Raw genomic sequence first — 23,124 nt, forward strand, 5'->3', positions numbered from 1 at the left:
ATAACACCTATGCGGAAGCCGTAGGCGAAGCCTTCTCCGAATCGAGCACAACGCCAATCGCGTGAATCACCGAAGTAACGCGGATCGCAGCATTGATCAACTCTTCCGTGGCACCCTTCTCGCGCAACACCTTCTCGTGCGAGTCCACACATTTGCCACAAGCGTTCACCGCGCTCACCGCAAGGCACCACAGCTCGAAGTCAAGCGCTTCAACCGAATGCCCGCGAAGCACGTTCATCCGCAGCCGCGACGGCAGCGTCGCATACTTCTCGTTGCTCGTCAGGTGGTGAAAGCGGTAATAGATATTGTTCATGCCCATGATCGCCGCAGCAGCCTTCGCCGCGTCCAGAGCAGCCGGGCTCAACACCGCCTCAGCCTCTGCGATGACCTCCGTGGTCAACTCCGGGCTTCGCGTAGCAATCGCAGCTACCACCACTGTTCCCCACAACTGCTGCGGAGTCAGTTCCGTGTTCTGCTTTACCAGCGAAGAATAGTTCAGCTTCAGGTCCTTCGCGTACGCGGGCAGCCCGCCAATCAGATCTTCCAATGCCATCTCATTAATCCTTTCCCCGTCAGGGATTCATGCTACAGAAAAGGCGCGGCAGTCAGCAGCCGCGCCCTTCCGCCAAAAACAAACTACGCCAAAGTGGCTTCGCCCTTCTGCCAATTGCAGGGGCACAGTTCATCGGTCTGCAGCGCATCGAGCACACGCAGGACCTCCTGCGGATTGCGACCCACCGACAGATCGGTCACATAGATAAACCGGATTACGTTCTCCGGATCGACGATAAACGTCGCTCGCTGCGCCACGCCTGCCTGCTCATCCAGAATGCCGAGCTGGCCGCAAAGATCGCGCCGGATATCCGACAGCATGGGAAACGGCAGGTCCTTCAGGTCGGCGTGATGCGTGCGCCACGCGGCGTGGACATATTCGTTGTCTGTGCTGCCGCCAAGAATCTGGCAATCGCGGTCAGCGAACTCGCTATTCAACTTACCGAACGCCGCAATCTCAGTGGGACAGACAAACGTAAAGTCCTTTGGCCAGAAGAAGTACAGCTTCCACTTGCCCGGATAAGACTCGTCGGTAATCGTAGTGAATGCCTTTGCTTCATCCTTGTCCGTTGAAACAGTGGCCGTAACGCTATAGTTGGGGAATTTTTCGCCAATTTGCAACATAGAAAGTAACTCCTTTTTGAGACAGTTCCAGGTCTTCCGCCCATCGGCAGACCTATTTAAAACAATTGCTGCTTCACTCTGACTTGCCGGCCAGTTGCCGGCCTATTGACACTTCGGACAGAGACCGATGACATCCACGGCGTACCGCTCCACCAGGAAGCCTCCCGGCAGACGGGTGCGCTTGGACACCAGTCCCAACTCTCGTTCGCCTATATCGGTAATCGCTTTGCAATGCGAGCACACCATGTGATGGTGCGCCTCATTGTTCATCTCCACGCGCACGGAACCGTGGTGCATGCTCATCTTGCGAAAGACACCGCTCTCGACGAAGAGATGAATGTTTTTGTAAACGGTAGCCAGCGAGATCGCTGGAATCTTCTTCTTCACCCGGACATAGACTTCTTCCGGGCTGGGATGCCCACTCATCCCCTGCATGACTTCGTACAAGACCTGCCGCTGATGCGTCACGGCAATGCCATGCTCGCTACAAAGTTCACGAAACGTTTTGGAGGGCGCCACTTGCACTTAACAAGTGTACCTCATATCAAACGATAATAGTTATCGTTTGATAGATTAATCTTTCCAAGGATTATTATCTGTCAAAATTTCTTCAGTTTAGCCGCTCGCGCTCCGACTTCCCAAAGCCCTCATCGAGCGGTTTCCGCCCCGCGAAACCATCCTCCGGCTCGTGCCAGTGCGTAATCGCATCCTCACCCAGCTTCCAGCAGAGCATGACCGTCTTGCCGTCCATCACACAGGGAAAATCGAGCAGCCCTTCGTCGAGGTCCTGCACCTGCACCCCGATCGCTTCGATCTCGCCCAGCGTGTCGGCCGTCTCCTGCGCTGCCTTGTCGCGCTGCGCCCGTCGCTTGGCCGCGGTGGTTACATCCACATGCATGCCGCCCGACAGAAAGATCCGGTAGCTCAACTGCTGCATCTCCGCCTCGAAGGCACCAGCGCGAAGTCCCGCGGCCTGCGCCTTGCGCAGCAGGGACTCCAGCACCCGCAACATCGTCTGCGCCTCGCCCAATGTAAATGTCTTACTCACGCCCACCCTCTCTCACGAAACTTCCAGCATGCGGTCGAGCGCGACACGCGACCACTGCTTTACATCATCTTCCACCTTGATGCGATTCACCACACGCCCTTCGACGAGATTTTCCAGCGCCCACGCCAGATGCTGCGGCGAGATGCGATACATCGTCGTGCACAGGCAACCGGCATCGTCCAGCGTAATCACGCGCTTGCCAAGCGGAGCGAACCGCTTCGCCAGCCGGTTGACCAGGTGAATCTCCGTACCGACGGCAAAGCTCGCGCCTTCGGGAGCATCCTCGATGCACTTGATAATCCGCTCGGTCGAGCCAATCGCATCGGCCTTCTGGCAGACCTCCCAGCGGCACTCGGGATGCACGATCACCTGCATCCCCGGCTCTTCCCGGCGCACGCGGTCGACATGCTCCGGCAGAAACCGCTGATGCACCGAGCAGTGTCCCTTCCACAAAATTACCTTCGCGGCTTTGAGCCGATCCGGCGAGAGACCGCCGTTGATCTGATAGGGGTCCCAGACCACCATCTGCTCACGCGGAATGCCCATGGCAAACGCCGTATTGCGGCCCAGATGCTGGTCGGGCAGAAACAAAATCTTCCCCGCCCGCGCAAATGCCCACTCAAAGGCCCCACGAGCGTTCGAGGAGGTGCAGACCAATCCGCCCCGCTCTCCGCAAAAAGCCTTGATCGACGCAGCCGAATTCATATAAGTCAGAGGAATCAATCCGCCCGAAGCCTCACTGGTCAATCCGGCGCGCTCCAGCGAATCGCAGCAATCTTCTACCTGGCCAATCTCGGCCATATCGGCCATCGAGCAGCCAGCGTTCAAATCCGGCAGGATCACCTGCTGCCACAATTGAGCCAGAATGTCTGCCGTCTCCGCCATAAAGTGCACGCCGCAGAACAGCATGTACTTGGCATTGGTCTCCGCAGCAGCCTTGCTCAGCTTGTAGCTGTCGCCGGTATAGTCGGCAAACCGTATCACCTCGTCGCGCTGATAATGATGCCCCAGCAGAACCACGTCAGTGCCCAGAGTAGCCCGTGCCGCGGCGATTCGCGCATCCATCGTGTGATCAGGCTGCGAGAGATAGTGATCCAGAGAACACGTATCCGCAACACGCTCTGCCACGGCCGTTGCCGCGACCTCTTCCATGAGTCCGTTCAATGTACTCCGCCTTCAGTCTCACGAGGTCGTTAGGGGTCGGCTGAAGCCGGCACCGTCCTTCGCCTCCGAGACGGGGATGTTGAAAGCATGAACTACCGAGGCTGCAGTGGATTCGCTAGGGGCGGCCCGTTTCAAACCGCCCTCCAACCCACGGGGGTGTTGCAACCCTTACTACCTTTTGCTGCGCTCGCGGCCATCTTCGCCGCTCTTATTTCATTGGACGAAGGGCGCACTCAAAAGATGCATCTTTCGTCCTCAATTCAGCCCCGCAATCCGTCAGCCCTACTCCATTAATCTTACAACAGTGTCAATACAAGCCATCTATTTGTTACCCTCCAACGTAAGCCGTATCATGAGACTTACCTATGCCTAGCTTTCAGGACAGCGCACTCATCTTCGTTCTCGCCCTGATCCTCTTCGGCCCGAAGAAGCTGCCCGAACTCGCCCGCCAGTTGGGCAAGCTCATGGGCGAGTTCCGCCGTGCCTCGAACGAGTTCCGTATGCAGATGGAGGACGAGCTGCGCATGGCCGAACAGGCCGATCAGCAGAAGAAGATCGCCGCCATGGAAGCTGCTGCCCCCGTCACCCCTGCCATCACCGACGGCAGCGAAAACACCATCGCTCCTCCCCTCAGCGAAGACCCCATCGAAGAGCATCCCTACATGGATTCTTTCAAGGACGACTACTCGACCCCGAGCATCGAAACTGCAGTCGAACCCGTCTCCGAAGCCAACGCCGAACCGGCCCCCGAACCACTTCCCATCGCAACCTCAGGCGACCTCAACATCATGCCTCCATCGACCGGCCTTCCCGTAGCCAGCAGCTCTTCCATCTCGCAGGCCTTCAGCTCCATCCCGCGCGCACCGGAGCCGGTGCCCGTATCTGACCAGACGACCGAGGCCCCCGTTCATGGCTGATTTCGTCGATCGCGCCCGGGCCGCCGTCACCGATCGCGCAGAACTTCCCGGCATGAGCCTCATGGAGCATCTCGGCGAGCTGCGTACGCGCCTCATGCATTCTGCCGGCTATCTGCTCGTCGGCTTCGCCGTCGCCTACTTCTTTCACGAGCATCTCTATGGCTGGGTGCAGCAGCCGCTCACCAATCTCCACCTCCAGCTTAACTTCACGCATCCCACCGACGGCCTGAACCTCTATCTCAAGGTGGCCTTTCTCGGCGGAGCCATCCTCGCCTCGCCTTTCATCCTCTATCAGGTCTGGCTCTTCATCTCGCCCGGCATGTACGCCAACGAGAAACGTTACGTCATCCCCTTCATGGCCGCAACCATCGGCCTCTTCTTCATCGGAGCATGGTTCGGTTATCGCTGGGTCCTTCCCGGCGCGCTCAAAGTCCTCATCCTCGACTTCGGCAAAGACTTCCACCCCATCATCACCATCGAGGACTACACCGGCTTCTTCCTCGCCATCATTCTCGGCCTGGGCATCACCTTCGAACTGCCCATCCTCATCTTCTTCCTCGCACTCTTCGGTATCGTCGACGCCAAATTTCTCGTCAAACACTTCCGTTACGCCATCCTCATCATCTTCCTCATCGCGGCCATCATCTGCCCCATGCCCGACCCGTACAGCATGTGCCTCTTCGCCGCTCCTATGCTTGCGCTCTACTTTGTCGGCGTCGGCGTAGCCTTCTTCGTCCACCCGGCCCGCCGCAAAGCCAAGGAACTCAAGCCCTCATGACCTCTGCCGCATTGGTAAACGTCTGTCATCCTGAGCGAAGCGCAGCGAAGTCGAAGGATCTGCGGTTGCTTCTGCCCTTGCTTGTTCTTCTCCTCGCAGCCGCCAAAGCTCCGGCAGAAGCCCCGGCACGCTTCAACGGACAAGCAGCCTTCGCCCTCACGCAGCAGTTCCTTAACGTAGCGCCCAAGCGTTACATCGGCTCCCCCGGCCACGCCAAAGCCGAAGCCTTCATCAAAGACCACTTCAAACCCGAGATCGCCAAGGGCCACTTCGAGACCGATAGCTTTACCGCCAGCACCCCCGCCGGCCTGATGGACATGCGCAACTACATCGTCCGCTATCCCGGCAAAAAGGACGGCGTCATCGTCCTCGCCAGCCACTACGAGACCAACTACCCGCTGCGCGACATCGGCTTCGTCGGCGCCAACGACGGCGCCTGCACCTCTGCCCTGCTCATCGAGATCGGCAACTACCTCCGCACTCATCCGCCGCAGGGCTACAGTGTCTGGCTGGTCTTCGACGACGGCGAAGAGGCCGTCCAGTCATGGTCCGACTCCGACTCCCTCTATGGCACTCGCCACCTCGCCGCTAAATGGTCGCAGGATGGCACCCTCAAGAAGATCAAGGCCTTTATGGTCGCTGACATGATCGGCGACAAAGACCTCAATATAGACAAGGACCAGAACTCAACTCCCTGGCTCCTCGACATGCTCAAGCAGGCGGCAAAAAATACCGGCCACTCCAGCTACGTCTTCAAAAACGAGACCGCCGTGCAGGATGACCATCTCCCCTTCCAGCAGCGCGGTGTCCCCGTCCTCGACATCATCGACATCGACTACGGTCCCCACACCATGACTCTGCCCGACGGCTACCACCACACCGCCTTCGACACCATCGACAAGATCAGCGCACACTCGCTCCAGATTGCAGGCGACCTCTTCCTAGAGATGATCCGCCTGATCGACCAGCACAGCTAGAACCGTGCGGCATGTTGCCATGTATCGCAGTGTCGATGTTGACTTTATCTCCTGATCGCCTCATCGGCGGCCATAGTCTGCATCTACAATTGCCCGCATGCGTCTATCCTTCCTTATGCCGCTTCTTCTTACCAGCCTCGTAGCGCAAGCACAGCCCTGGGCCATCGCCATCCACGGTGGCGCGGGCGAGTCGGAGTGGAAGCACATGGACACGGCGACTGCATCGGCCTATCACGCCTCACTGGCCAGGGCGCTCGCGGCAGGCTCCGCCGTGCTGGCCCGTCACGGCTCCGCTCTCGATGCCGTGGAAGCATCTGTGGAAGTCTTGGAAGATGATCCCCTCTTTAACGCCGGTCGGGGATCAGCCTTTGCCGCCGACGGCACCAACGAGATGGACGCCGCGTTGATGAATGGCGCAACGCTCGAAGCCGGTTCCGTAGCGAGCATTCACTTTACGCGACATCCTATCGCACTGGCTCGCGCTGTCATGGAGCACACACCCTACGTCATGATGGTGGGCTCAGGAGCCGATGCCTTCTCCCGCGCGCAAGGCTTACAACAGGAACCCCCCGCATTCTTCTTCACCGAAATGCGCTGGCAGGAGTTTGCCGACGTGATGCGTACGAGTGGCCGCGCTGTGCCCCCTCACCCCGCCGGCACGCCGCCGCCTCAAGGAAGCGGCCATGCGGCGCTCTCCGGACTCGACCCTCACATCTTCTCGCACCGCTTTGGCACCGTGGGAGCGGTTGCGCGCGATGTGCAAGGGCATCTCGCTGCTGCTACTTCAACCGGGGGCATGCAGGGCAAGCTCCCTGGACGCGTGGGAGACTCGCCGATCATCGGCGCGGGTACCTATGCGAGCGACCGTTCCTGCGCAGTCTCGGGCACCGGGGTTGGGGAGTACTTCATTCGGCTCACGCTGGCGCGTCAGGTCGGTACGCTGGTGGAACAAGGCAAGACGCTACAGCAGGCCGCTGACCAGATGATCCACACCGAACTGCCCGCGCTCAAAGGCGGCGAAGGCGGCGTGATCGTGCTGGGCCGTACGGGCGAGCCGGTCTGGAGCAACAATACGGTCGGGATCTTCCATGCACAGCAGGTCGAAGGCAGCGCAGCAACAGTCTGGGTGAAGTAGTTTCAACCATCCATTAAATAACAGCGGCGGCACAAGCCTCTGTGCCGCCGCTCTCTTCTAACCAGGCCCAATCTCTATTTGTTGCAGGCATTTCCATGGTCGGCGCGCGCGCCCGAAGCCTTTGCATCCGCCTCAGACATATACTTCCCTTCCTTGGTCTTGCCGTAGTACTTCGTTCCCGAGCAGTGATAGACCTTCGACAAGGTATTCACCCAGACCATCCCCGGTCCGCCGCCTGCCGCCTGCTGCATCGTAGCTGCTGACTGTTTCGGAGCCTTGGCCGGAGCAGCCGTCATTGGAACCGGTGCCGCCGCCGGTGCAGTTGACTTCATCGCCATCGGAGCCGGGGCAACAGCCGGGGATGCCTGCTTGGCCGAAGTCGGTGCAGCCGACGCCGCCAACCACGTCTGAATTCCCTTATGCCCTCGGCAAGCGCCGCTTTTGCTCGCAGCCGTCGTGTACGTTCCGTCCTTGCACTGCCCAGTCGATCCCGCAGGCGCCTGTGCCAGAGCCACATTTACGGCAAGCAGCCCTGCCGCAACCGCCAACAACCGAGTACATATCCTCATAAATTCTCCTGAGACTAACGAGATCACTAACTTCTGCCGAAATACGGACTTATGCTACGCCAACCCGGAAAACCTGTCATCACGATTTCTATTCCCACCTCACCCAAACGGTGCAGCCCCTCCCCCTTTTCGGGGATAGCAGCCCTTCAACCCCCGCTCCTACTCTCAAAATCAACGAGGTAGTACCATGCACGCGCCTACGCTCCACTCGACCTACGACAACGCCGCCACCCCGCACCGGGCCTCGGCAGCCGATTTTCTGCTGACTCACCCCCTGCTTCCCGTCCTCCGCGGCGTGTTCTTTTCCTCACTTCTGTGGATCTTTCTGGCCCTGGCCGTCTACGGCGTCTATGCCCTCATCGTCGCCCATTAGCTAAATCGATATGCGCTCAGTAGCAGCCTCGCGATAGCATCGTAAGACAGATGCCCGCTGCCACCCCCATCAGCCACTGGATCGGCTTCCACCTTTTTCTCCTCGTCCTGCTCGCGTTCGAGTTCTTCTACACGCGCCGCCGCACCTCCGCGCCTTCGCCGGCCAAGGCCCACCGCAACGCCGTCGTCTCGACCGTCCTGTGGATCGCCGCCGCCCTCGCTTTTGCCGTCTTCGTTTTCTATAGCCTCGGCAGCGAGTCCGCCGTCCAATACCTCGCCGGGTACGCCATCGAAGAGTCGCTCTCCATCGACAACCTCTTCGTCTTCCTTCTCCTCTTCCGCCTCTTCCAGATCCAGCCGCTCAAGCAGCCCCGCGTCCTCTTCTGGGGAGTCCTCGGCGCCATCCTCATGCGCGGGGCCTTCATCGCGGCCGGGCTAGGTCTCCTCAACCGCTTCGCCTGGATCAGCTACGTCTTCGCCGCCATCCTGCTCGTCGCCGCCATCCGCCTCGTCATACCGTCGTCTCACAGCGAGGAGACCCCAGTCTGGATACGCTGGCTCTCCAAAGTCCACCCCGTCAGCCTCACCCAGGACCACTTCTTCGTCATCGAGGACAACCGCCGCATGGCCACCGTCCTCTTCCTCGCGCTGGTCGCCATCGAGCTGGCCGACGTCGTCTTCGCCCTCGACTCCATCCCTGCCGTCCTCTCCATCACCCGCCATCCCTTCCTCGCCTATACCTCGAACATCATGGCGGTCATGGGCCTACGCTCGCTCTACTTCCTGCTCGTCCACTTCCTCGCCAAGCTGCGCTTCCTCCACTACGGCCTTGCCGCCGTGCTCGCCTTCGCCGCGCTCAAGATGCTCTCCGGCCACTGGATCGAGATCGGGCCTCTGCTCTCGCTCGGCGTGATCGTCGCTCTGCTCGCCATCACGGTCACGGCCTCGCTCCTCGCCAAGCCATCAGCGCAAGCGTAAATATCCAAAGAAATCTACACCGCCACTTACGGCAAACTTTGCATCAAAACACTGTGTTTGCGCCTCTAACCATATGTAGCCTCATCGATGGCCGTTTAACCGAACCGCGCTTGCCTGCTTGCGCCGAACCCAGTTGAGGATATAAATCAGTACATGGCCGCAACGGCAACAGCACCGGCAGACCAGTCGAATGAAGCTACCTTCGGAGTCAATCCCTGGCTCATCGCTGCCGCCGTCATGCTCGCCACCTTCATGGAGGTACTCGACACCTCCATCGCCGCCGTGGCGCTCCCTTACATCGGCGGCTCGCTCTCGGCCACGACCGACGAAGCCACCTGGGTCCTCACCAGCTACCTCGTCGCCAACGCCATCGTCCTCCCCGCCAGCAACTGGTTCTCCCTCAAATTCGGCCGCAAGCGCTTCCTCATGTCCTGCGTCGTCATCTTCACCGTAGCCAGCTTTGCCTGCGGAGCCGCGCCCACGCTCGCCTTCATGCTCATCGCCCGTGTCGTTCAGGGAGCAGGCGGCGGAGCCCTCCAGCCGCTCTCACAGGCCATCCTGCTCGAGTCTTTCCCTCCAAAAAAACGCGGAGCCGCCATGGCCGTCTTCGCCTTCGGAGTCGTCGTCGCTCCCGTCCTCGGCCCCACCCTCGGCGGCTGGCTCACCGATACCTATTCATGGCGCTACGCCTTCTATATCAACATCCCCATCGGCATCCTTGCGCTGTACATGATCAACCGCTTCGTCCACGACCCGGCCTACATCAAGAACGCGAAGGCACCCTTCTTCGACCGCTACGGCTTCGCCGCACTAGTCATCTGGACCGGCTCCCTTCAGGTCATCCTCGACAAGGGGCAGGAAGTCGACTGGTTCGGAGCCACCTGGGTCCGCTGGGCCGCTCTCGCTCTGGTCGTCTCCTTCGTCTACTTCATCTGGCACTCATGGAACGACAAGGACACGCTCGTCGATCTCAAGGTCCTCAAAGACCGCAACTTCGCCATCGGCGCAACGCTCATCTTCCTCTTCGGCATCGCCATCTACTCCACCGTCGTCGTCCTTCCGCTCTTCTATCAGGAATTATTGGGCTACACCGCCTTCACCGCCGGTCTCGTCGTCGCGCCTCGCGGCATCGGAGCCATCTGCGGGATGCCCATCATCGGCTACCTCTCCAACAAGGCCGACCCGCGCTGGCTCCTCACCTTTGGCTTCTTCACCTTCGGCCTGACAACGCTCTACTTCGGCGGCCTTACGCTGGAGATATCGCCTACAACGCTGCTCCTGCCGATCCTGATCACCGGCTTCGGCCTCAGCTTCGTCTTTGTGCCCATCAACACCGCAGCCTACGGCACCCTCAGCAACGAGCAGATCGGCAACGCCAGCGGCCTCTTCAACCTGATGCGCAACGTCGGCGGCTCCATCGGCATCTCGCTCGCCTCCACCCTGCTCACCCGGCGCAGCGACGTCCACCAGAACCTCATCTCCGGCTCCGTTCCAATAACCGGGCAGAACTTCCAGAACAGCCTTGGAGCTACCACCCACGCGCTGACCGGTTTCTTCGGCAAGTCCAACGCCACGCTTCCCGCCCAATCGATGCTCTACCAACAGCTCCAACGCCAGGCACTAAGCTGGGCCTTCGTCGACGTCTTCCGCTGGCTCTCGCTGCTCAGCTTCGGCTGCATCGTGATCGTCTGGCTCTTCAAGAAAGTTAAACCCGGCCGCGGCCCCGCCGGAGCCCACTAGACAACATCCATCCGGTTTCGATCACCAATCCAAACAAAACCTTGTCATCCTGGCTGAGAGAAAGATTTGTCATCCTGAGCGAAGGCGAAGCCGAGTCGAAGGATCTGTAGTCGCATTTAGATTTGCCGCTGCATTTACATTTGCCACTGCAATTGCAAGTGCTTCTGGGTACACCAAGGCTTTAGCCTTGGTTCTCTCGATCAGCAAACTAAGACGGGCTTTAGCCCCTGGGTATTCTCTCCTGCACCGAATAAAGTACCAGTGCAGCACATAACGAAAAGCCGTCAGCGCCACAGCCGAACTATCAGTTACGATGTCCTCGTGCGCCTCGCCATCCTTATTCTCATCCTCACCCTTACCTCCCAGGCCAAAGCCCAATGGGACATCGAAGACTCCCACACCACCGCCAGCCTGCGCGGCATCGACAGCATAGGCGACGGCGTCGCCTGGGCCAGCGGAACCAACGGCACCGTCCTCCGCACCCAGGACGACGGCAGCCACTGGCAAGCCTGCACCATCCCACCCGGAGCCGACAAACTCGATTTCCGCGGCATACAGGTCTTCGACGCCAACACCGCCATCGTCATGTCCAGCGGCAAAGGCGACCTCTCCCGCATCTACAAAACCACCGACGGCTGCCAAACCTGGAAACTCGTCTTCACCAACCCAGACGCAGACGGATTCTTCGACTCCGTGAACCGTGTCACGACCAAACAGCTCTATCTGCTTGGTGACCCGGTCGACGGCAAGTTCTCCATGTACTTTTCCTCCGATGCTGGCGCAACCTGGTTCGGCACGGACGACCCCGGCCTTGATGCCGACAAAGGCGATGGAGCTTTCGCCGCCAGCAATAGCTCCTTCACCTCAAAGGCAATCTTCTTATTCTTTGGCACAGGCGGAGGTTCAGCAGCCCACGTGTACTACTCCTACTCCAAATGCGGCGCCAGCGGAAACTGTCCAATGGCCTGGGCAAAGTCAGAGGTACCCATCGCCGCTGGAAGCCCTGCTTCAGGTGTCTTTTCCCTCGCCCTGCGCGCAACAATGAACTTGTCAGGCAAGGTGCAGACCGCTTTAGTTGCCATAGGCGGAGTGCATGACAAGCCACAACTGTCCGACCGCACTGCCGCCACCTCCAGCGACGGCGGCAAGACATGGCTCCTTGCTCAGACGATGCCAGGGGGCTATCGCAGTGCAGTAGTCTTCGATTCCGCAACTCAGACCTGGATCACCGTAGGCCCCAATGGCACCGACATCTCCCGCGACGACGGTCGCAACTGGAAACCCCTCAAACCCACAAAAGAAGACGCACCCGACGCCGATAAGAACTGGAACGCTCTCTCACTCCCCTTCGTCGTAGGCCCCAACGGTCGAATCGGCAAACTTCGCCCCACAGCACTCAATCCATAAATTGCTACTGAGGAGTATTCGTCGTCGGAGATGGGCTGGAACTCGTTCCGCTTCCGAAGCCGCTGCTGCCAGAACTTCCGCTTCCCAAGCCGCCGCCCGTAGATTGACCACCCGAGCTTGAACCCGACCCGAAATTAAGGTCTCCTGAAGTCGACGACTTGGAATCGGCAGCCGACCCAAGATTTGCGGCATCCGTCGAAGCCATTCCGCCGCCGAACAGACTCACCTTGGCCTTCAACTGCTCGATCCGGGGATCGTAGAGAAACTCCCACGTCTCATAGGTCGTCTGCTCGTTGAGCGTCCTGATCGAGTTGCCACTCTTCACCAGCCCGATCCCGACAATCGGGCCAGCCGTTGCCGCAGAGCCAATCCCTGACTGGCCTCCAATCCCGTTCGATCCTGAACCGGACGAGGTTCCAGACGTGCTCGACGATGACAAGCCTGTTGAACCAGTTCCTCCCGCTCCAGATGAAGACGAGCCAAAGGAAGAGGTCAAACCGCCCGATCCAGAAGACGAAGACGATCCAAAAGAGGAGGTTAAACCGCCGCCCGATGACGAACCAGACGAGCCAAAAGCCGAGCCTGTTGAACCCGCTCCGCCAGCAGACGAGCCGCCAAGACTGGTGCTCTCAATCCCTCCCAACGGCTTGCCGAAGAAGGTCTTTACCGTGGTCTTGGCCTCGCCCAAATGGATCACCCGCCAGTCGTCCTTACCGGTCATCGGATCCATATAGCGTTTGCGCAGGAATCTGACGTTGTTGGTCTTCTCCAACTGTTCGATCGACGTAGGATAGTTGCCATTCTTGAGGTAGTACACCTCGATGGCCCGCACATAGGCATTGCCTCGGCGCACCGTCTCCACCTCGCGCTCGCGCCGCAGCTCATGTGCGGCTCGTGGAGCCGCAACCCCGAGCGCCAGCAATATCAAAAAAATCGCGACAATCAGCCCCAGCAGAAGAAAGCCCTGCTCCCCCTCGCGCTCACCCGCACACGCAGATCTACCGTCAATGGTCTCTGATCGGTGCAATCGGTGTAGATCGGTATTAGGCATCTGCTTCTTCACCTCACTGAATAATCAGCGGCAGCGTCTGCGTATTGTTGTCGGTCAGGTCTTCCACCACGATGGAGTTCGCCGAGATCGTTCCGACTTTATATCGCCGCTGCACAATATCTCCCGGCGACGCCAGAAAGACATCTTCGCCGTGCAGCAGGAACGCCCTTCGCACTCCTTTGGCCGAGGTGGCCGTTCCAAAAAACTTGAGGTCGATCGGCGGAGGAGGCGGAGGCCCCAGCGGCCCTACCGGACCGACCGGTCCCCTGGGACGAGCCGAGGCAATCGCCTTCGGAATCACGACTACGGGAGCCGAGTTGACGGAGAAGATATTCCGTCCGCTCCCAGAATAGACCAGCGATTCGGTCACCAGCATCGCCTTCATATGCAGCGTCGGATCGAGGTGCGTCGCCGCCGTGCCTACATTCTTCGCCTCGCCTGCCCTCGCTGGAGTTCTCACCGGAACCGTCACCGTTGTTGTCACAGGCCGGGCAGCATCCGGGGTAGAAAGCTGCGTGTACATATAGACGATCGCGGCCAACGCAAATACACCGACGATCACGAGAATCCTGAGCTTCTTCTTGTCCTCCGCTCCCATCTTCATCGCGATGCACCTCCATCGGCAGGCGAGCCGCCTACCGCCGCATCGCCCGAGGGCGCGACCACATTCTTCTCTTTGCTCTCCGCTCCCACCGGAGCGCGCAGATACGTCACCATCTTCAACCGCAGGCCGACTGTACCGCTCTGCTCACCGGTCAGCTGAACTCCGCGAATCAGGAAGAACATCTTGTCGCGTTCCAGCCCATTGATAAACAGCATCAACGGCCTGTAGTCTCCGCTGAGGCTGTAGTCCATGCGAAGCTCCGTCAACGCACCGGCACTGCCCGTCATCACCGGCGCCGACGAATATGCTCCCTGATTGAGCTTCACGCCAACCTTCTTCGCCAGCACGCCCAGCTCACCCACCACTTCAGAGTCGGCAAACGGCAGCCGCCGGTCATAAAACTCATTCGCTTCCGTCGTCGCCTGGTCCAGCTTCGCATCCAGTCCCTGGAGCGGTTTTCTCGCAATGTCCGCCGTCTTCATCGAGACGGTCTGCTGTTCCAGCGCAGTGGCATCCTGGCTGTTCGCCGCCTGCCATGCAAAGCCAATATGAATCAGCAGATAAAGATTCACCAGCGCCAGCACCGCAATCCCTGCGTAGTAGATATTCAGTCGCGTCAGCAAAGCGCGCGTACGCTCGGTCATATTCGGCGGCAGCATGTTCCGGGTCATCACCGTCATCGCTTGCCTCCGGTCCGGTCTGCTTTGACCTCGGCGCCACGCTTCACCACAGCCGCGGGCAACGGATTGTAGCCACTCAAAATATCGAACTCCACCGCTGCCGGCATCTGCATCTGCATCTGATTCCGATTGCCCTGTTGCTTCTGGGCGGCCTCGTTGACCAGCCGTGGAGCAATGAACCGTTGCGATGTCTCCAGATTTCTCACCAACTCCACCGCACGGTCGCGGTCGCCGCTCACCCGCAGCCGAATGTTGACGTCGCCGTCCTTGGTAATCACCGGCTCGATGCTGGTGACCTGGACGCCGACGGGCAGGACTCTTTCGAGGTCCATCATCACCGCGGTCCAGCTAAAACTCTTGCGCTCGAACAAGTCATTGAGAAACTGCGACCGCTCCAGCACGGACATGTTCTGCGGCTGGCGCATCCTCGCTTCGTTCGCCTGCCGCTCCTGCTGAAACTGCTGCGTCTTCGCCCTTAGCGCGTCCATCTGCGCCTGCGCTACGCTCGCACGCCCGTTCAGCACATGGAGCCAGAACCCCAGCCCAATCGCCAGAGCCACCAGCGCCACGATTGCCAGGCGCAGCCGCGCAAAGAGAGGACGCAGCTCAACAAAAGGACGTGTTGCCAGATTGACGGAGATACGCATCAGCTCTTCAACGCTCCCCGCACGCCGGCCAGCCAGCCGCGCGGCACACTCGCCGATACCGCACCCGTCTCCAACATCGTCACATCGACCATCTCCTGCACGCGCAAACCTTCCAGCCCATTCGCTTCCATCATCGCAGCTACTTCGTGAGCTCCTATCGTCCCCGCCACCAGCAGACTCTCCGTAACAGTTTGCAGCGTGTCTTCAAAATAAGCGGCGGCGACGCTCACCGTCTGCGTAATCTCGCTGGCCGTTGCCTGTGCAACAGCGGTTGCAACCCAATCGTGCATCTCTGCCTTCTCGATCACCGCGGTCTGCATGGCGGCCTCTGCCTCGAACCGGTCATAGTCACCCAGTATCTGTACTTCCCTGGCGGCCTGCGTCTCCTCGACAGTCGCCGCTATCGCCGTAGCAGCATCCGTATTCGCGCTCAAATCCAAGGCGCGATGCAGCAGCAGTATTCCACCCTTCACAATCGCGGTGGTTACGCCTCCCGGCTCCGCATTCACCACCAGCGCAGGAGCGTCCGCCACATCCAGTCCCGACAGCGCAGCCAGCGTGCTCGGCACCACCGCGCCCGGCAGATATCCGGCTGCTATTACCACGCCTTCGTACTCGTCCAACACATCCTTCGGCATCGCCACGGCCAGCACCCGCACCACGCTGCGCTCGCTCGCCATCACCTGATAGCTCACCGCCGCCGCGTCCGCATCGAACGGCAGCAGCTTCTTCAGCCGAAAGCGAACCACCGGCAGCGCCTCCACAGCCTTCGACGGCAACTGGTCGAAGTCCAGCAGCAGCACACGCACCGCCGCATCCGGAACGACCAACGTCACATGCCTGCCAACACTTCTCTCCGAGCCCTTCCCTGAAACTTCATCCAGAGCCTTGCGAACCGCCGTCGTCACGCCTTGGCGATCTACAAGATTGCCTACCTTCAACCCCGGAACCACCGCGCCGTCAGGCACATCCACCCGCGCCACGGCCGTCAACAGCGCAGCCGCATCCTCGGCACGCGCAGCGATGATGCCCTCAGCCCGTATCTCCACAGCCAGCCGAGGCCGCGTGCCTAAACTTGTCGGTAAAAAATCCATGCCGTCCTAGCTTACCTTCCCAACCGCACAACCATCGAAACCAGACTTAACGTCCCGCCTCAATAAACGTAACCTTGTTGATCTCCCGCAGCGTCGTAATCCCAGCGCGAACCCGCTCCAGCGCCGAATCGCGTAGAAACGCCATCCCCTTCTCTCTCGCCTTCTTGCGGATTTCGCTGCCCGGCTTCTTCGCCAGCAGCATCTCGCGAATCTCGTCATCCAGCTCCAGCAGCTCATGGATGGCAGACCGGCCGCGATACCCCGTGCCGCCGCACTCGATACATCCAGTGCCCTCGCGGAAGTTGAACCCGCGCCATTCCTCCAGCTCCAGCCCGCTTGCGATCAGCTCCGCATCGCTGTAATGCACCTCGTGTGCACAGAAGTCGCAGACCTGCCGCACCAGTCGCTGCGCCAGAATACAGTTCAGCGCCGAGACGAAGTTATATGGCTCGACACCCATATTCAAAAAGCGCCCCAGCACATCGACCACGTTGTTCGCGTGGACGGTGGTAAACACCAGATGCCCGGTGAGCGCCGAGTTGATCGCGATCTGCGCCGTCTCCGCATCGCGGATTTCACCGACCAGAATCTTGTCCGGGTCGTGGCGCAGAATCGACCGCAGCCCTCGGGCAAAGGTAAGCCCTTTCTTCTCGTTCACCGGAATCTGCGTGATGCCGCGAATCTGGTACTCAACCGGGTCTTCGATGGTGATGATCTTGTCTTCTTCGCTCTTGATCTCGTTGAGCGCGGCGTAGAGCGTCGTCGTCTTACCCGACCCGGTCGGCCCGGTGACCAGCACCATGCCGTACGGCTCCTTGATGTAGCGCCGAAACCGCTCCAGGTCCCTGTCCGCAAAACCCACCACATCGAGCGAGAGCTTCTTGAACTTCTCGCTCATCGACTCTTTATCGAGTACGCGCAGCACAGCGTTCTCGCCATGCACCGTAGGCATGATCGAGACACGAAAGTCGATCAGCCTGCCCTTGTAGCGAACGCGGAAACGGCCGTCCTGGGGCACGCGTCGCTCGGCGATATCCAGCTCGCTCATGACCTTGATTCGCGAAAGAATCGTCTGGTGGTGCTCCCGCGCAATCGGAGCCATGGCCTGCTGCAACACGCCGTCGATGCGGTACTTCACCATCAGGCAATCGTCGAACGTCTCCAGGTGAATATCGCTGGCCCGCCGCTCCAGCGCGGTAAAGATGGTCGTATCCACCAGCCGGATGATCGGCGAGATATCGTCCTCGCTGGTCAACCGCTCGATGGAGATGTTCTCATCGGCATTGTCCTCGCTCGAAAGCACATCGAAGGCCAGCCCCTCGCTCGCTTCATCGAGCACGCGTTGTGACTGCTCCGTCTTCTTCAGCAGATCGGTAATCTGCGAGAGCGTCGCCACCCGTGTAATCAGCCGCGTGCCCAGCAGCCCCGAGATCTCGTCGAGCACCATCAGCTTCGAGGGGTCCGAGACCGCAATCGCCAGCCGCCCGTCCCTCTGCTCCAGCGGAACGAAGTTGTAGCGGAACATCATGTCCACCGGGACCGTTTTAAACAGCTCATGCTGGATCTTGAAGTTCTTCAGGTCGACAAACTCCGCATGGTAGCGCCGCGCCAACCCCTGCGCGCGCTCGGTCTCGTCCACGCCCAATTCGTTGATTGGGATCGCCAAAGGAACATTTGCCATAGCTGTAAGACTCCCTTCCACCCCATCCGTCACTGCCGAATGGCTCTCAAACCGGAAATTCTGACCGTATCTCCATTATCTAGGAAGGGGGGCTCCCGTGGTATTCTCGTGGCCTGATATCTGACAGCACTGCGCAGCTTCTGGAGACGATCCATGAACGATGCATCCACTGCCTGTTCCTCGATTCCCCACAAATCCATCGGCTGGTCCATCGCACTCAGCCTCTTCCTGATCCTGGCCGGGCTTGTCGCCATGCTCCTTCCGCCCCTCATGGGCCTGGGTGTCACCCTGTACATCGGCTGGCTGCTGATCTTCAGCGCCATCGCGCACTTCGCCTTCGCCTGGAAGTCCCATTCTGCGGGTGCCGTGCTGTGGGAGGTGCTCGTCGGCCTGGTCTATCTGTTTGCAGGCGGTTACCTGATCCTGCATCCCCTCGCCGGTCTGCTGTCGCTGACGCTGCTGCTGGCCATCTATCTGCTGATCGAAGGAATCTTCGAGATCGTGCTCGCCTTCAAACTTACCCGCAATGGCCGCTTCTGGATGATTCTCGAAGGTGTCGTCACGATTATTCTGGCCATCATGATCTGGCGGACGTGGCCCTTCAGCACCATCTGGGCCATCGGTACGCTGGTCGGCATCAGCATGATCTTCAGCGGCTTCTCGCGCCTTATGTTCGCGCTCGCCTGCCGCCGCAGCCAAGCTGCCGGACTCAATTAGGGTTCCAGCCCAGATGCCATTTTGGCACTCTGAATCTGATAGTTCCGGGAGCGTAACCAGAGTTCAACCGCAATGGTATTGATCGAGAAACCAACCCAGAAGGCAATGCCGAAGAATTGTCTCGGTTCAAGGTGCGTCAACCTGCTGGTAGCGAAGAATACCCCCATCACAGGACGAGTCGTGGCAATTCCAAGCAATATTCCAATCGCTCGTATCAGCCACCGCCTCTCCTGAAGGAATGTTCCGTTGCGCATATGCCAATAGGCACGCACCAACGAAAACAAAAACAGGGTATTGAAGAAAAGGACGGCCGAGCGTTCCACCCATCCCCCGACGGCATAGGCACTCATTCCATAGGCAGTGATGCCTACCACCAGTCCTAACAAAAAGAGCGCCTGTTCCAGCCACGCCGCCTTGGACCACCGCAGAAGAACAACCGGGACCAGGACGACAAACGCCAGTGCCGGAAGAATATGGGCCAGTGTCAGCCCGGCATGAGAGGCGAATACAGCGTTCGTCTGAACCAACTGCGGGGGTCCGGACTGCTGAGGATAAGCAAGCTCAACGACCCTTCGCAAAACCACGGCAATTGCAATAACGATACAAGCCCAGAAACCTATTCTCAGCCAGTAAGGATAACCAGCCTTCTCAATGCCAGCTGTTGGTGCAGATTGTTCGGATACAGGACTCATCATGGCCTTCTTTCCTGCGAAGACATCGACAGTGGAATGATAAGACCTGCGCGCCCTAGTGGCTCACTCCACCCGCACTCAGGTTGAAGATCGGCAGATAAAGCGCGATCAAAATGCCGGTCACCACGATGCCCATCACGACAAGAATCGCCGGCTCGATCAGGCTCATCGCCGCCGTCAGGTTGGTCTGCACGTCCTCTTCAAAGAACTCGGCTACCGAGTTCAGCATCTGCGGCAACGCACCCGTCGACTCGCCAACCTCGACCATCTCAATCGCCAGCTCCGGAAAGACCTTGGTCGACTGCAGGCTGGCCGACAGCCCTCTGCCCTCGCGCACCGTCTCCACTGACCGGTAAACCGCATTGGCAATCTGCCGCGAATCGATCGAGCGCGCCGCCGTCTCCAGGCTCGGCACCAGCGGCAGACCGCCGGTCAGCAGCGTCGATAACGTTCGGCTGAACAACCCTACTTGGTACTTCAGCCAGACATTACCGAAGATGGGCAGGCTTATCCGAATCCGGTCCACCGTCGTCGCGCCGGAGTCGGTCTTGATCCACCGCAACACCGCAAAAACCACGACCGCCACAACAATCGCCGCATAGATCCCATAGTGCTGCGCATACTGGCCCATCTGCAGCATCATCAGCGTCAGCCAGGGCAGATGCGTCCCCAACTGGTCGTAGAGCTGCGCAAACCGCGGCACAACGAATGTGATCAAAAAGATGAGCAGACCCACGACCATCACCACCAGCAGAGCCGGATAGATAAGGCTCGCCTTCAGCTTCTTGCGGAAGGTCAGCGAGACCCGCTGAAAGTCCAGATACCGCTGCAAAACCTCTTCAAGATTTCCCGACCGCTCGCCAGCCAGCAGGGTCGTCGTATAAACAACGGGAAAGCCGCCCTGCGCCTCAAACGCCTGCGAGATCGACTCACCGGTCTTCACTCGCGCTGCAACATCTTCCAACTGAGCCCTGAAGCTCGCCTCTTTCTGCCGCCGCGCCAGCAGCTCCATCGACCCCAGAATCGGCAACCCGGCTCGAATCAGGGTCAAAAATTGCTGGTTGAAGATCAGAAATGTCTCCAGATTGACCTTTTTCTTGCTCGATCCCCCCAGCGCACTCCGCGCCTTCACCGAGTAGACGTAGTATCCCGCCTGCGTAAACCGCGCCCGCAGCTCCTCCGCCGTCGCCGCCGCATGGGTCTGCTCCTGCACCCGGCCCCGTTCATCCGCCAGCTTAATTACAAACTCAGTCATCGAAGTCCATATTAGACGTTTCGCCGCTGCAACCGTCTGATCACGACCCAGCGGGACAGCCTGTCAGACGTCGAGAGCTAGTGCGCTTCCAGCTCGATATGCTTTTGCACAGGCGGCCGCTTCAGGAAGAAGACCAGCGGCATCATGCAGACCATCAGGATGCAGAGCATCTTGAACTGGTCCATATACGCCAGCAGCGAAGCCTGCCGCTGCATCCCGGCATAGAGCTGCGCCAGCGCGAAGTAATGATTGTCAGCCGCATTGCCCGGACCAGCCGACATCTGCCCCACCGCCTGCTGGACCATCGGGTTCGAAGCGGTAATGTGCTGCCCCAGTACCTGTTGAAATACCTGCGTCCGGCGTTGCAGCATGGTGCTCACCAGCGCGATGCCGAGACTCCCGCCCTCGTTCCGCACCAGCGCATAAAGCCCCGCGCCCTGCGAGCTCTCCGTCTTGGGGATAAAGCGAAAGACCATCGTGCTGACCGGAACGGTAATCAGGCCGAGCCCCATCACCTGCACAATGCGCGGAAGGATCATGTTCCACTCGGTGATATCGAGGTTGAGCGTGCCCATCCACCACAGCGAAGAGGCGATCAGCAGCATCCCAGAAAAGACCATCTTGCGCGGATCGTAGCCCTTGGTGAGCATGAATCCGACAAACGGCACTTCGATCATGGTGAAGATTCCCGCCGGAGAGAGAACAATACCCGCAGAGGTCGCCGTATATCCCATCAATTGCTGCAAATAGACAGGAATCAGATAGGTCGTCGCATACAAAACCGCGTAGAGCCCCAGGATGATGAGGCAGCAGACGAGAAAGTTCCGCTCCTTGAGCAGCCGCAGGTTGACGATGGGGTTCTTGCGCTTCAGCTCCCAGATCACCGCGCTGGTCAGCGCAATCACAGAGACGCTGGCGAAGAAAACGATAAACGGCGAGCCGAACCAGTCCAGCTCCTGCCCCTTGTCCAGCACAATCTCAAGCGTGGCCAGCCCAATCGAGATGAATCCCAGCCCGCCCCAGTCGACCGAAAGCTTCCGCGCCTTCACCTTCAGTTCCTTCATATGCGGAGGATCTTCGAGCACGATGCGCGTAAGAAAGACGCAGACGATCCCCACCGGAATATTGATGTAGAAGATCCAGCGCCACGAGTAATTATCTGTAATCCACCCGCCCAGCGTCGGCCCCAGCACCGGCGCGACAAGAATCGCGACCGTGTAGAGCGCCATCGCCATGCCGCGCTTCTGCACCGAAAACGTGTCCGCCAGAATCGCCTGCACCGAAGGCTGCAATCCTCCGCCCGCCAGCCCCTGCGCCACTCGAAACAGGATCAGCACACCCAGCGTAGGCGCCATGCCGCACGCAGCAGAAAAGACCGTGAAGAAAAACACCGACACAAGGTAGAAATTCTTGCGGCCAAAGACCGACGAGATCCAGCCACTGATGGGCAGAACAATGGCATTCGCCACCAGATAGCTGGTCAGCACCCATGCGCCTTCGTCCTGAGACGCCGAAAGGCTGCCCGAGATATGCGGCAGCGCGACGTTGGCAATCGAGGTGTCCAGCACCTCCATAAACGTGCCGATGGTGACCACCAGCGCGATGATCCAGGGATTGAAGACTTTAGGCTGGGGAAGGCGCTCGTTATCGAACGGCGTCGCTATCTCCGCCAGCGCTGCTTCGGGTTGTACAAGCTCTTCTTCCTCTAAGACCGCTGGCATAATGACCCTACAGTCATTTTAGATGACCGATGAGTCATTACGATGCACGTTTATGCTTGTGAAGAACTTCAGAGAGCCCCGTCCATGCCGCGAGCCGCAGTAGACCGTAAGCAAAAGATCGTCGCCGAGTTCCGCCGTGCGGAGATCCTCGCCGCGGCGACCAAGGTCTTTGGCAACAAGGGCTTCGAGGCGACGCGCATGGAGGACATCGCCAAGGCCGCCCGTCTGGCCAAGGGAACGCTCTATCTCTACTTCGACTCAAAGGACGCCATCTACCAGGCGACCGTGCGCCAGGCGCTCGTCGAACTCGCCGCGCTGACCGAGGAGCAGGTACAGAAAGAGTCGACCATCGCAGGCAAGATTGCGGCCTTCATCCGCGTCCGCGTCGCCTTCTGGGACGAGCAGCAATCGCTCTATGGCGTCATCCTCAGTCTCAGCCGCGAGGGCCAGTACCGCAAACGGAGCATCGCATGGCAGAGGGAGACCGTGCTCTACCTCCAATCGATCTTCGCTGAAGGCGCGAAATCCGGCGAGATTCCCCAGCAGGACTTTCTCGGAGCAGCCTGGACGATAATGGATGCCATTCGCGGCAGCAGCGAGCGCCGCATCTATACCGAAGGCCGTTCAACGGAAGACGACACGAAGTTCCTGACCGAATTTCTACTGCGCGCCCTGCAAATCAAGGTTCCCTGAAGCAGCAAAAAGCCCCAGCCGAAGCCGG

Annotated in this window: 25 protein-coding genes; 10 read left to right on the forward strand and 15 right to left on the reverse strand. The window is 59.5% G+C overall.

Annotated features, from left to right (window positions below; all coding sequences use genetic code 11):
- Positions 1-7: 7 nt before the first annotated feature.
- The 5 genes from GSQ81_RS04825 to nadA all read right to left on the reverse strand — a co-directional run bounded on the left by GSQ81_RS04825 (position 8) and on the right by nadA (position 3,388).
- Entirely contained in the window at positions 8-553 is a 546-nt protein-coding gene (locus tag GSQ81_RS04825) for a carboxymuconolactone decarboxylase family protein (RefSeq protein WP_158909540.1), read from the reverse strand.
- Between the two features lie 83 nt (positions 554-636).
- Complete coding sequence (locus GSQ81_RS04830) at positions 637-1,176, reverse strand: peroxiredoxin (RefSeq protein ID WP_158909541.1); 540 nt, start codon at positions 1,174-1,176, stop codon at positions 637-639.
- A 102-nt stretch (positions 1,177-1,278) separates the two neighbouring features.
- Positions 1,279-1,695: a transcriptional repressor gene (locus GSQ81_RS04835; protein ID WP_318523749.1), complete on the reverse strand. Its 417-nt coding sequence runs from the start codon at positions 1,693-1,695 to the stop codon at positions 1,279-1,281.
- Positions 1,696-1,786: 91 nt separating this feature from the next.
- Entirely contained in the window at positions 1,787-2,224 is a 438-nt protein-coding gene (locus tag GSQ81_RS04840) for a DUF2203 domain-containing protein (RefSeq protein ID WP_158909543.1), read from the reverse strand.
- 12 nt (positions 2,225-2,236) lie between these two features.
- Complete coding sequence (gene nadA, locus GSQ81_RS04845) at positions 2,237-3,388, reverse strand: quinolinate synthase NadA (protein ID WP_254059990.1); 1,152 nt, start codon at positions 3,386-3,388, stop codon at positions 2,237-2,239.
- 365 nt (positions 3,389-3,753) lie between these two features.
- Between nadA and GSQ81_RS20225 the strand changes: the two genes are divergently transcribed.
- The 4 genes from GSQ81_RS20225 to GSQ81_RS04865 all read left to right on the forward strand — a co-directional run bounded on the left by GSQ81_RS20225 (position 3,754) and on the right by GSQ81_RS04865 (position 7,195).
- Positions 3,754-4,305 carry a twin-arginine translocase TatA/TatE family subunit gene (locus GSQ81_RS20225; protein ID WP_158909544.1) on the forward strand — a complete coding sequence of 184 codons (552 nt, stop codon included), beginning with the start codon at positions 3,754-3,756 and terminating at the stop codon, positions 4,303-4,305.
- Complete coding sequence (tatC, locus tag GSQ81_RS04855) at positions 4,298-5,083, forward strand: twin-arginine translocase subunit TatC (RefSeq protein WP_158909545.1); 786 nt, start codon at positions 4,298-4,300, stop codon at positions 5,081-5,083. Before GSQ81_RS20225 ends, tatC begins: the two co-directional genes overlap by 8 nt.
- Positions 5,080-6,060, forward strand: a complete 981-nt coding sequence (locus tag GSQ81_RS04860; protein ID WP_158909546.1) for a M28 family peptidase — start codon at positions 5,080-5,082, stop codon at positions 6,058-6,060. Before tatC ends, GSQ81_RS04860 begins: the two co-directional genes overlap by 4 nt.
- Before the next feature lie 115 nt (positions 6,061-6,175).
- The gene (locus GSQ81_RS04865) at positions 6,176-7,195 is read left to right on the forward strand and encodes an isoaspartyl peptidase/L-asparaginase family protein (protein ID WP_254059991.1); all 1,020 of its coding nucleotides are present in this window, start codon (positions 6,176-6,178) and stop codon (positions 7,193-7,195) included.
- A gap of 74 nt (positions 7,196-7,269) precedes the next feature.
- Here GSQ81_RS04865 and GSQ81_RS04870 read toward each other — a convergent pair whose 3' ends face one another.
- Positions 7,270-7,764, reverse strand: coding sequence for a DUF3761 domain-containing protein (locus tag GSQ81_RS04870; RefSeq protein ID WP_158909548.1), 495 nt, complete (start codon positions 7,762-7,764; stop codon positions 7,270-7,272).
- A 187-nt stretch (positions 7,765-7,951) separates the two neighbouring features.
- On the opposite strand from GSQ81_RS04870, the gene GSQ81_RS04875 reads away from it, so the two are divergent.
- The 4 genes from GSQ81_RS04875 to GSQ81_RS04890 all read left to right on the forward strand — a co-directional run bounded on the left by GSQ81_RS04875 (position 7,952) and on the right by GSQ81_RS04890 (position 12,261).
- Positions 7,952-8,137 (forward strand): hypothetical protein, encoded by a 186-nt coding sequence (locus tag GSQ81_RS04875; RefSeq protein ID WP_158909549.1) that lies wholly within the window; start codon positions 7,952-7,954, stop codon positions 8,135-8,137.
- A gap of 50 nt (positions 8,138-8,187) precedes the next feature.
- Positions 8,188-9,114, forward strand: coding sequence for a TerC/Alx family metal homeostasis membrane protein (locus tag GSQ81_RS04880; protein WP_158909550.1), 927 nt, complete (start codon positions 8,188-8,190; stop codon positions 9,112-9,114).
- 153 nt (positions 9,115-9,267) lie between these two features.
- Positions 9,268-10,854: a DHA2 family efflux MFS transporter permease subunit gene (locus tag GSQ81_RS04885; protein WP_158909551.1), complete on the forward strand. Its 1,587-nt coding sequence runs from the start codon at positions 9,268-9,270 to the stop codon at positions 10,852-10,854.
- Positions 10,855-11,175: 321 nt separating this feature from the next.
- On the forward strand, positions 11,176-12,261 hold the full coding sequence (locus GSQ81_RS04890; protein ID WP_158909552.1) for a glycosyl hydrolase: 1,086 nt from the start codon (positions 11,176-11,178) through the stop codon (positions 12,259-12,261).
- Between the two features lie 4 nt (positions 12,262-12,265).
- Here the strand turns inward: GSQ81_RS04890 and GSQ81_RS04895 are convergent, their stop codons facing one another.
- Genes GSQ81_RS04895 through GSQ81_RS04920 form a run of 6 tightly spaced genes read right to left on the reverse strand, consistent with a single transcriptional unit; the run spans position 12,266 to position 18,018 of the window.
- Entirely contained in the window at positions 12,266-13,312 is a 1,047-nt protein-coding gene (locus GSQ81_RS04895) for a type II secretion system protein (RefSeq protein WP_254059992.1), read from the reverse strand.
- A 13-nt stretch (positions 13,313-13,325) separates the two neighbouring features.
- Positions 13,326-13,916 carry a hypothetical protein gene (locus tag GSQ81_RS04900; protein ID WP_158909553.1) on the reverse strand — a complete coding sequence of 197 codons (591 nt, stop codon included), beginning with the start codon at positions 13,914-13,916 and terminating at the stop codon, positions 13,326-13,328.
- Entirely contained in the window at positions 13,913-14,596 is a 684-nt protein-coding gene (locus tag GSQ81_RS04905; protein ID WP_158909554.1) for a hypothetical protein, read from the reverse strand. The genes GSQ81_RS04900 and GSQ81_RS04905 overlap by 4 nt, the downstream gene beginning before the upstream one ends.
- Complete coding sequence (locus tag GSQ81_RS04910; RefSeq protein ID WP_158909555.1) at positions 14,593-15,243, reverse strand: PilN domain-containing protein; 651 nt, start codon at positions 15,241-15,243, stop codon at positions 14,593-14,595. The genes GSQ81_RS04905 and GSQ81_RS04910 overlap by 4 nt, the downstream gene beginning before the upstream one ends.
- Entirely contained in the window at positions 15,243-16,337 is a 1,095-nt protein-coding gene (locus tag GSQ81_RS04915) for a hypothetical protein (RefSeq protein WP_158909556.1), read from the reverse strand. The genes GSQ81_RS04910 and GSQ81_RS04915 overlap by 1 nt, the downstream gene beginning before the upstream one ends.
- Positions 16,338-16,383: 46 nt before the next feature.
- A complete protein-coding gene (locus GSQ81_RS04920; protein ID WP_158909557.1) occupies positions 16,384-18,018 on the reverse strand; it encodes a GspE/PulE family protein in 1,635 nt (544 codons plus the stop codon).
- Between the two features lie 153 nt (positions 18,019-18,171).
- Between GSQ81_RS04920 and GSQ81_RS04925 the strand changes: the two genes are divergently transcribed.
- A complete protein-coding gene (locus GSQ81_RS04925; protein ID WP_158909558.1) occupies positions 18,172-18,735 on the forward strand; it encodes an HdeD family acid-resistance protein in 564 nt (187 codons plus the stop codon).
- On the opposite strand, the gene GSQ81_RS04930 is transcribed toward GSQ81_RS04925, so the two are convergent.
- The 3 genes from GSQ81_RS04930 to GSQ81_RS04940 form a co-directional block, all read right to left on the reverse strand.
- The gene (locus GSQ81_RS04930; RefSeq protein WP_254059993.1) at positions 18,732-19,430 is read right to left on the reverse strand and encodes a DUF2306 domain-containing protein; all 699 of its coding nucleotides are present in this window, start codon (positions 19,428-19,430) and stop codon (positions 18,732-18,734) included. The two genes, GSQ81_RS04925 and GSQ81_RS04930, sit on opposite strands and share 4 nt — an antisense overlap.
- Before the next feature lie 52 nt (positions 19,431-19,482).
- A complete protein-coding gene (locus GSQ81_RS04935) occupies positions 19,483-20,682 on the reverse strand; it encodes a type II secretion system F family protein (protein ID WP_158909559.1) in 1,200 nt (399 codons plus the stop codon).
- Between the two features lie 77 nt (positions 20,683-20,759).
- The gene (locus GSQ81_RS04940) at positions 20,760-22,403 is read right to left on the reverse strand and encodes a DHA2 family efflux MFS transporter permease subunit (protein ID WP_158909560.1); all 1,644 of its coding nucleotides are present in this window, start codon (positions 22,401-22,403) and stop codon (positions 20,760-20,762) included.
- A gap of 84 nt (positions 22,404-22,487) precedes the next feature.
- Here GSQ81_RS04940 and GSQ81_RS04945 point away from each other — a divergent pair, with 84 nt between their 5' ends.
- On the forward strand, positions 22,488-23,096 hold the full coding sequence (locus tag GSQ81_RS04945; protein WP_158909561.1) for a TetR/AcrR family transcriptional regulator: 609 nt from the start codon (positions 22,488-22,490) through the stop codon (positions 23,094-23,096).
- The last annotated feature ends 28 nt before the right edge of the window (positions 23,097-23,124 follow it).

The organism is Granulicella sp. L56 (assembly GCF_009765835.1).
Lineage (GTDB): Bacteria > Acidobacteriota > Terriglobia > Terriglobales > Acidobacteriaceae > Edaphobacter.

Excerpts from the sequence above, each read along its gene's own strand:
- GSQ81_RS04825 (WP_158909540.1), bottom strand. The coding sequence starts at position 553 with ATGGCATTGGAAGATCTGATTGGCGGGCTGCCCGCGTACGCGAAGGAC.
- GSQ81_RS04830 (WP_158909541.1), bottom strand. The coding sequence starts at position 1,176 with ATGTTGCAAATTGGCGAAAAATTCCCCAACTATAGCGTTACGGCCACT.
- GSQ81_RS20225 (WP_158909544.1), top strand. The coding sequence starts at position 3,754 with ATGCCTAGCTTTCAGGACAGCGCACTCATCTTCGTTCTCGCCCTGATC.
- tatC (WP_158909545.1), top strand. The coding sequence starts at position 4,298 with ATGGCTGATTTCGTCGATCGCGCCCGGGCCGCCGTCACCGATCGCGCA.
- GSQ81_RS04860 (WP_158909546.1), top strand. The coding sequence starts at position 5,080 with ATGACCTCTGCCGCATTGGTAAACGTCTGTCATCCTGAGCGAAGCGCA.
- GSQ81_RS04865 (WP_254059991.1), top strand. The coding sequence starts at position 6,176 with ATGCCGCTTCTTCTTACCAGCCTCGTAGCGCAAGCACAGCCCTGGGCC.
- GSQ81_RS04870 (WP_158909548.1), bottom strand. The coding sequence starts at position 7,764 with ATGAGGATATGTACTCGGTTGTTGGCGGTTGCGGCAGGGCTGCTTGCC.
- GSQ81_RS04875 (WP_158909549.1), top strand. The coding sequence starts at position 7,952 with ATGCACGCGCCTACGCTCCACTCGACCTACGACAACGCCGCCACCCCG.
- GSQ81_RS04880 (WP_158909550.1), top strand. The coding sequence starts at position 8,188 with ATGCCCGCTGCCACCCCCATCAGCCACTGGATCGGCTTCCACCTTTTT.
- GSQ81_RS04885 (WP_158909551.1), top strand. The coding sequence starts at position 9,268 with ATGGCCGCAACGGCAACAGCACCGGCAGACCAGTCGAATGAAGCTACC.
- GSQ81_RS04895 (WP_254059992.1), bottom strand. The coding sequence starts at position 13,312 with ATGCCTAATACCGATCTACACCGATTGCACCGATCAGAGACCATTGAC.
- GSQ81_RS04900 (WP_158909553.1), bottom strand. The coding sequence starts at position 13,916 with ATGAAGATGGGAGCGGAGGACAAGAAGAAGCTCAGGATTCTCGTGATC.
- GSQ81_RS04905 (WP_158909554.1), bottom strand. The coding sequence starts at position 14,596 with ATGACGGTGATGACCCGGAACATGCTGCCGCCGAATATGACCGAGCGT.
- GSQ81_RS04910 (WP_158909555.1), bottom strand. The coding sequence starts at position 15,243 with ATGCGTATCTCCGTCAATCTGGCAACACGTCCTTTTGTTGAGCTGCGT.
- GSQ81_RS04915 (WP_158909556.1), bottom strand. The coding sequence starts at position 16,337 with ATGGATTTTTTACCGACAAGTTTAGGCACGCGGCCTCGGCTGGCTGTG.
- GSQ81_RS04920 (WP_158909557.1), bottom strand. The coding sequence starts at position 18,018 with ATGGCAAATGTTCCTTTGGCGATCCCAATCAACGAATTGGGCGTGGAC.
- GSQ81_RS04925 (WP_158909558.1), top strand. The coding sequence starts at position 18,172 with ATGAACGATGCATCCACTGCCTGTTCCTCGATTCCCCACAAATCCATC.
- GSQ81_RS04930 (WP_254059993.1), bottom strand. The coding sequence starts at position 19,430 with ATGATGAGTCCTGTATCCGAACAATCTGCACCAACAGCTGGCATTGAG.
- GSQ81_RS04935 (WP_158909559.1), bottom strand. The coding sequence starts at position 20,682 with ATGACTGAGTTTGTAATTAAGCTGGCGGATGAACGGGGCCGGGTGCAG.
- GSQ81_RS04940 (WP_158909560.1), bottom strand. The coding sequence starts at position 22,403 with ATGCCAGCGGTCTTAGAGGAAGAAGAGCTTGTACAACCCGAAGCAGCG.
- GSQ81_RS04945 (WP_158909561.1), top strand. The coding sequence starts at position 22,488 with ATGCCGCGAGCCGCAGTAGACCGTAAGCAAAAGATCGTCGCCGAGTTC.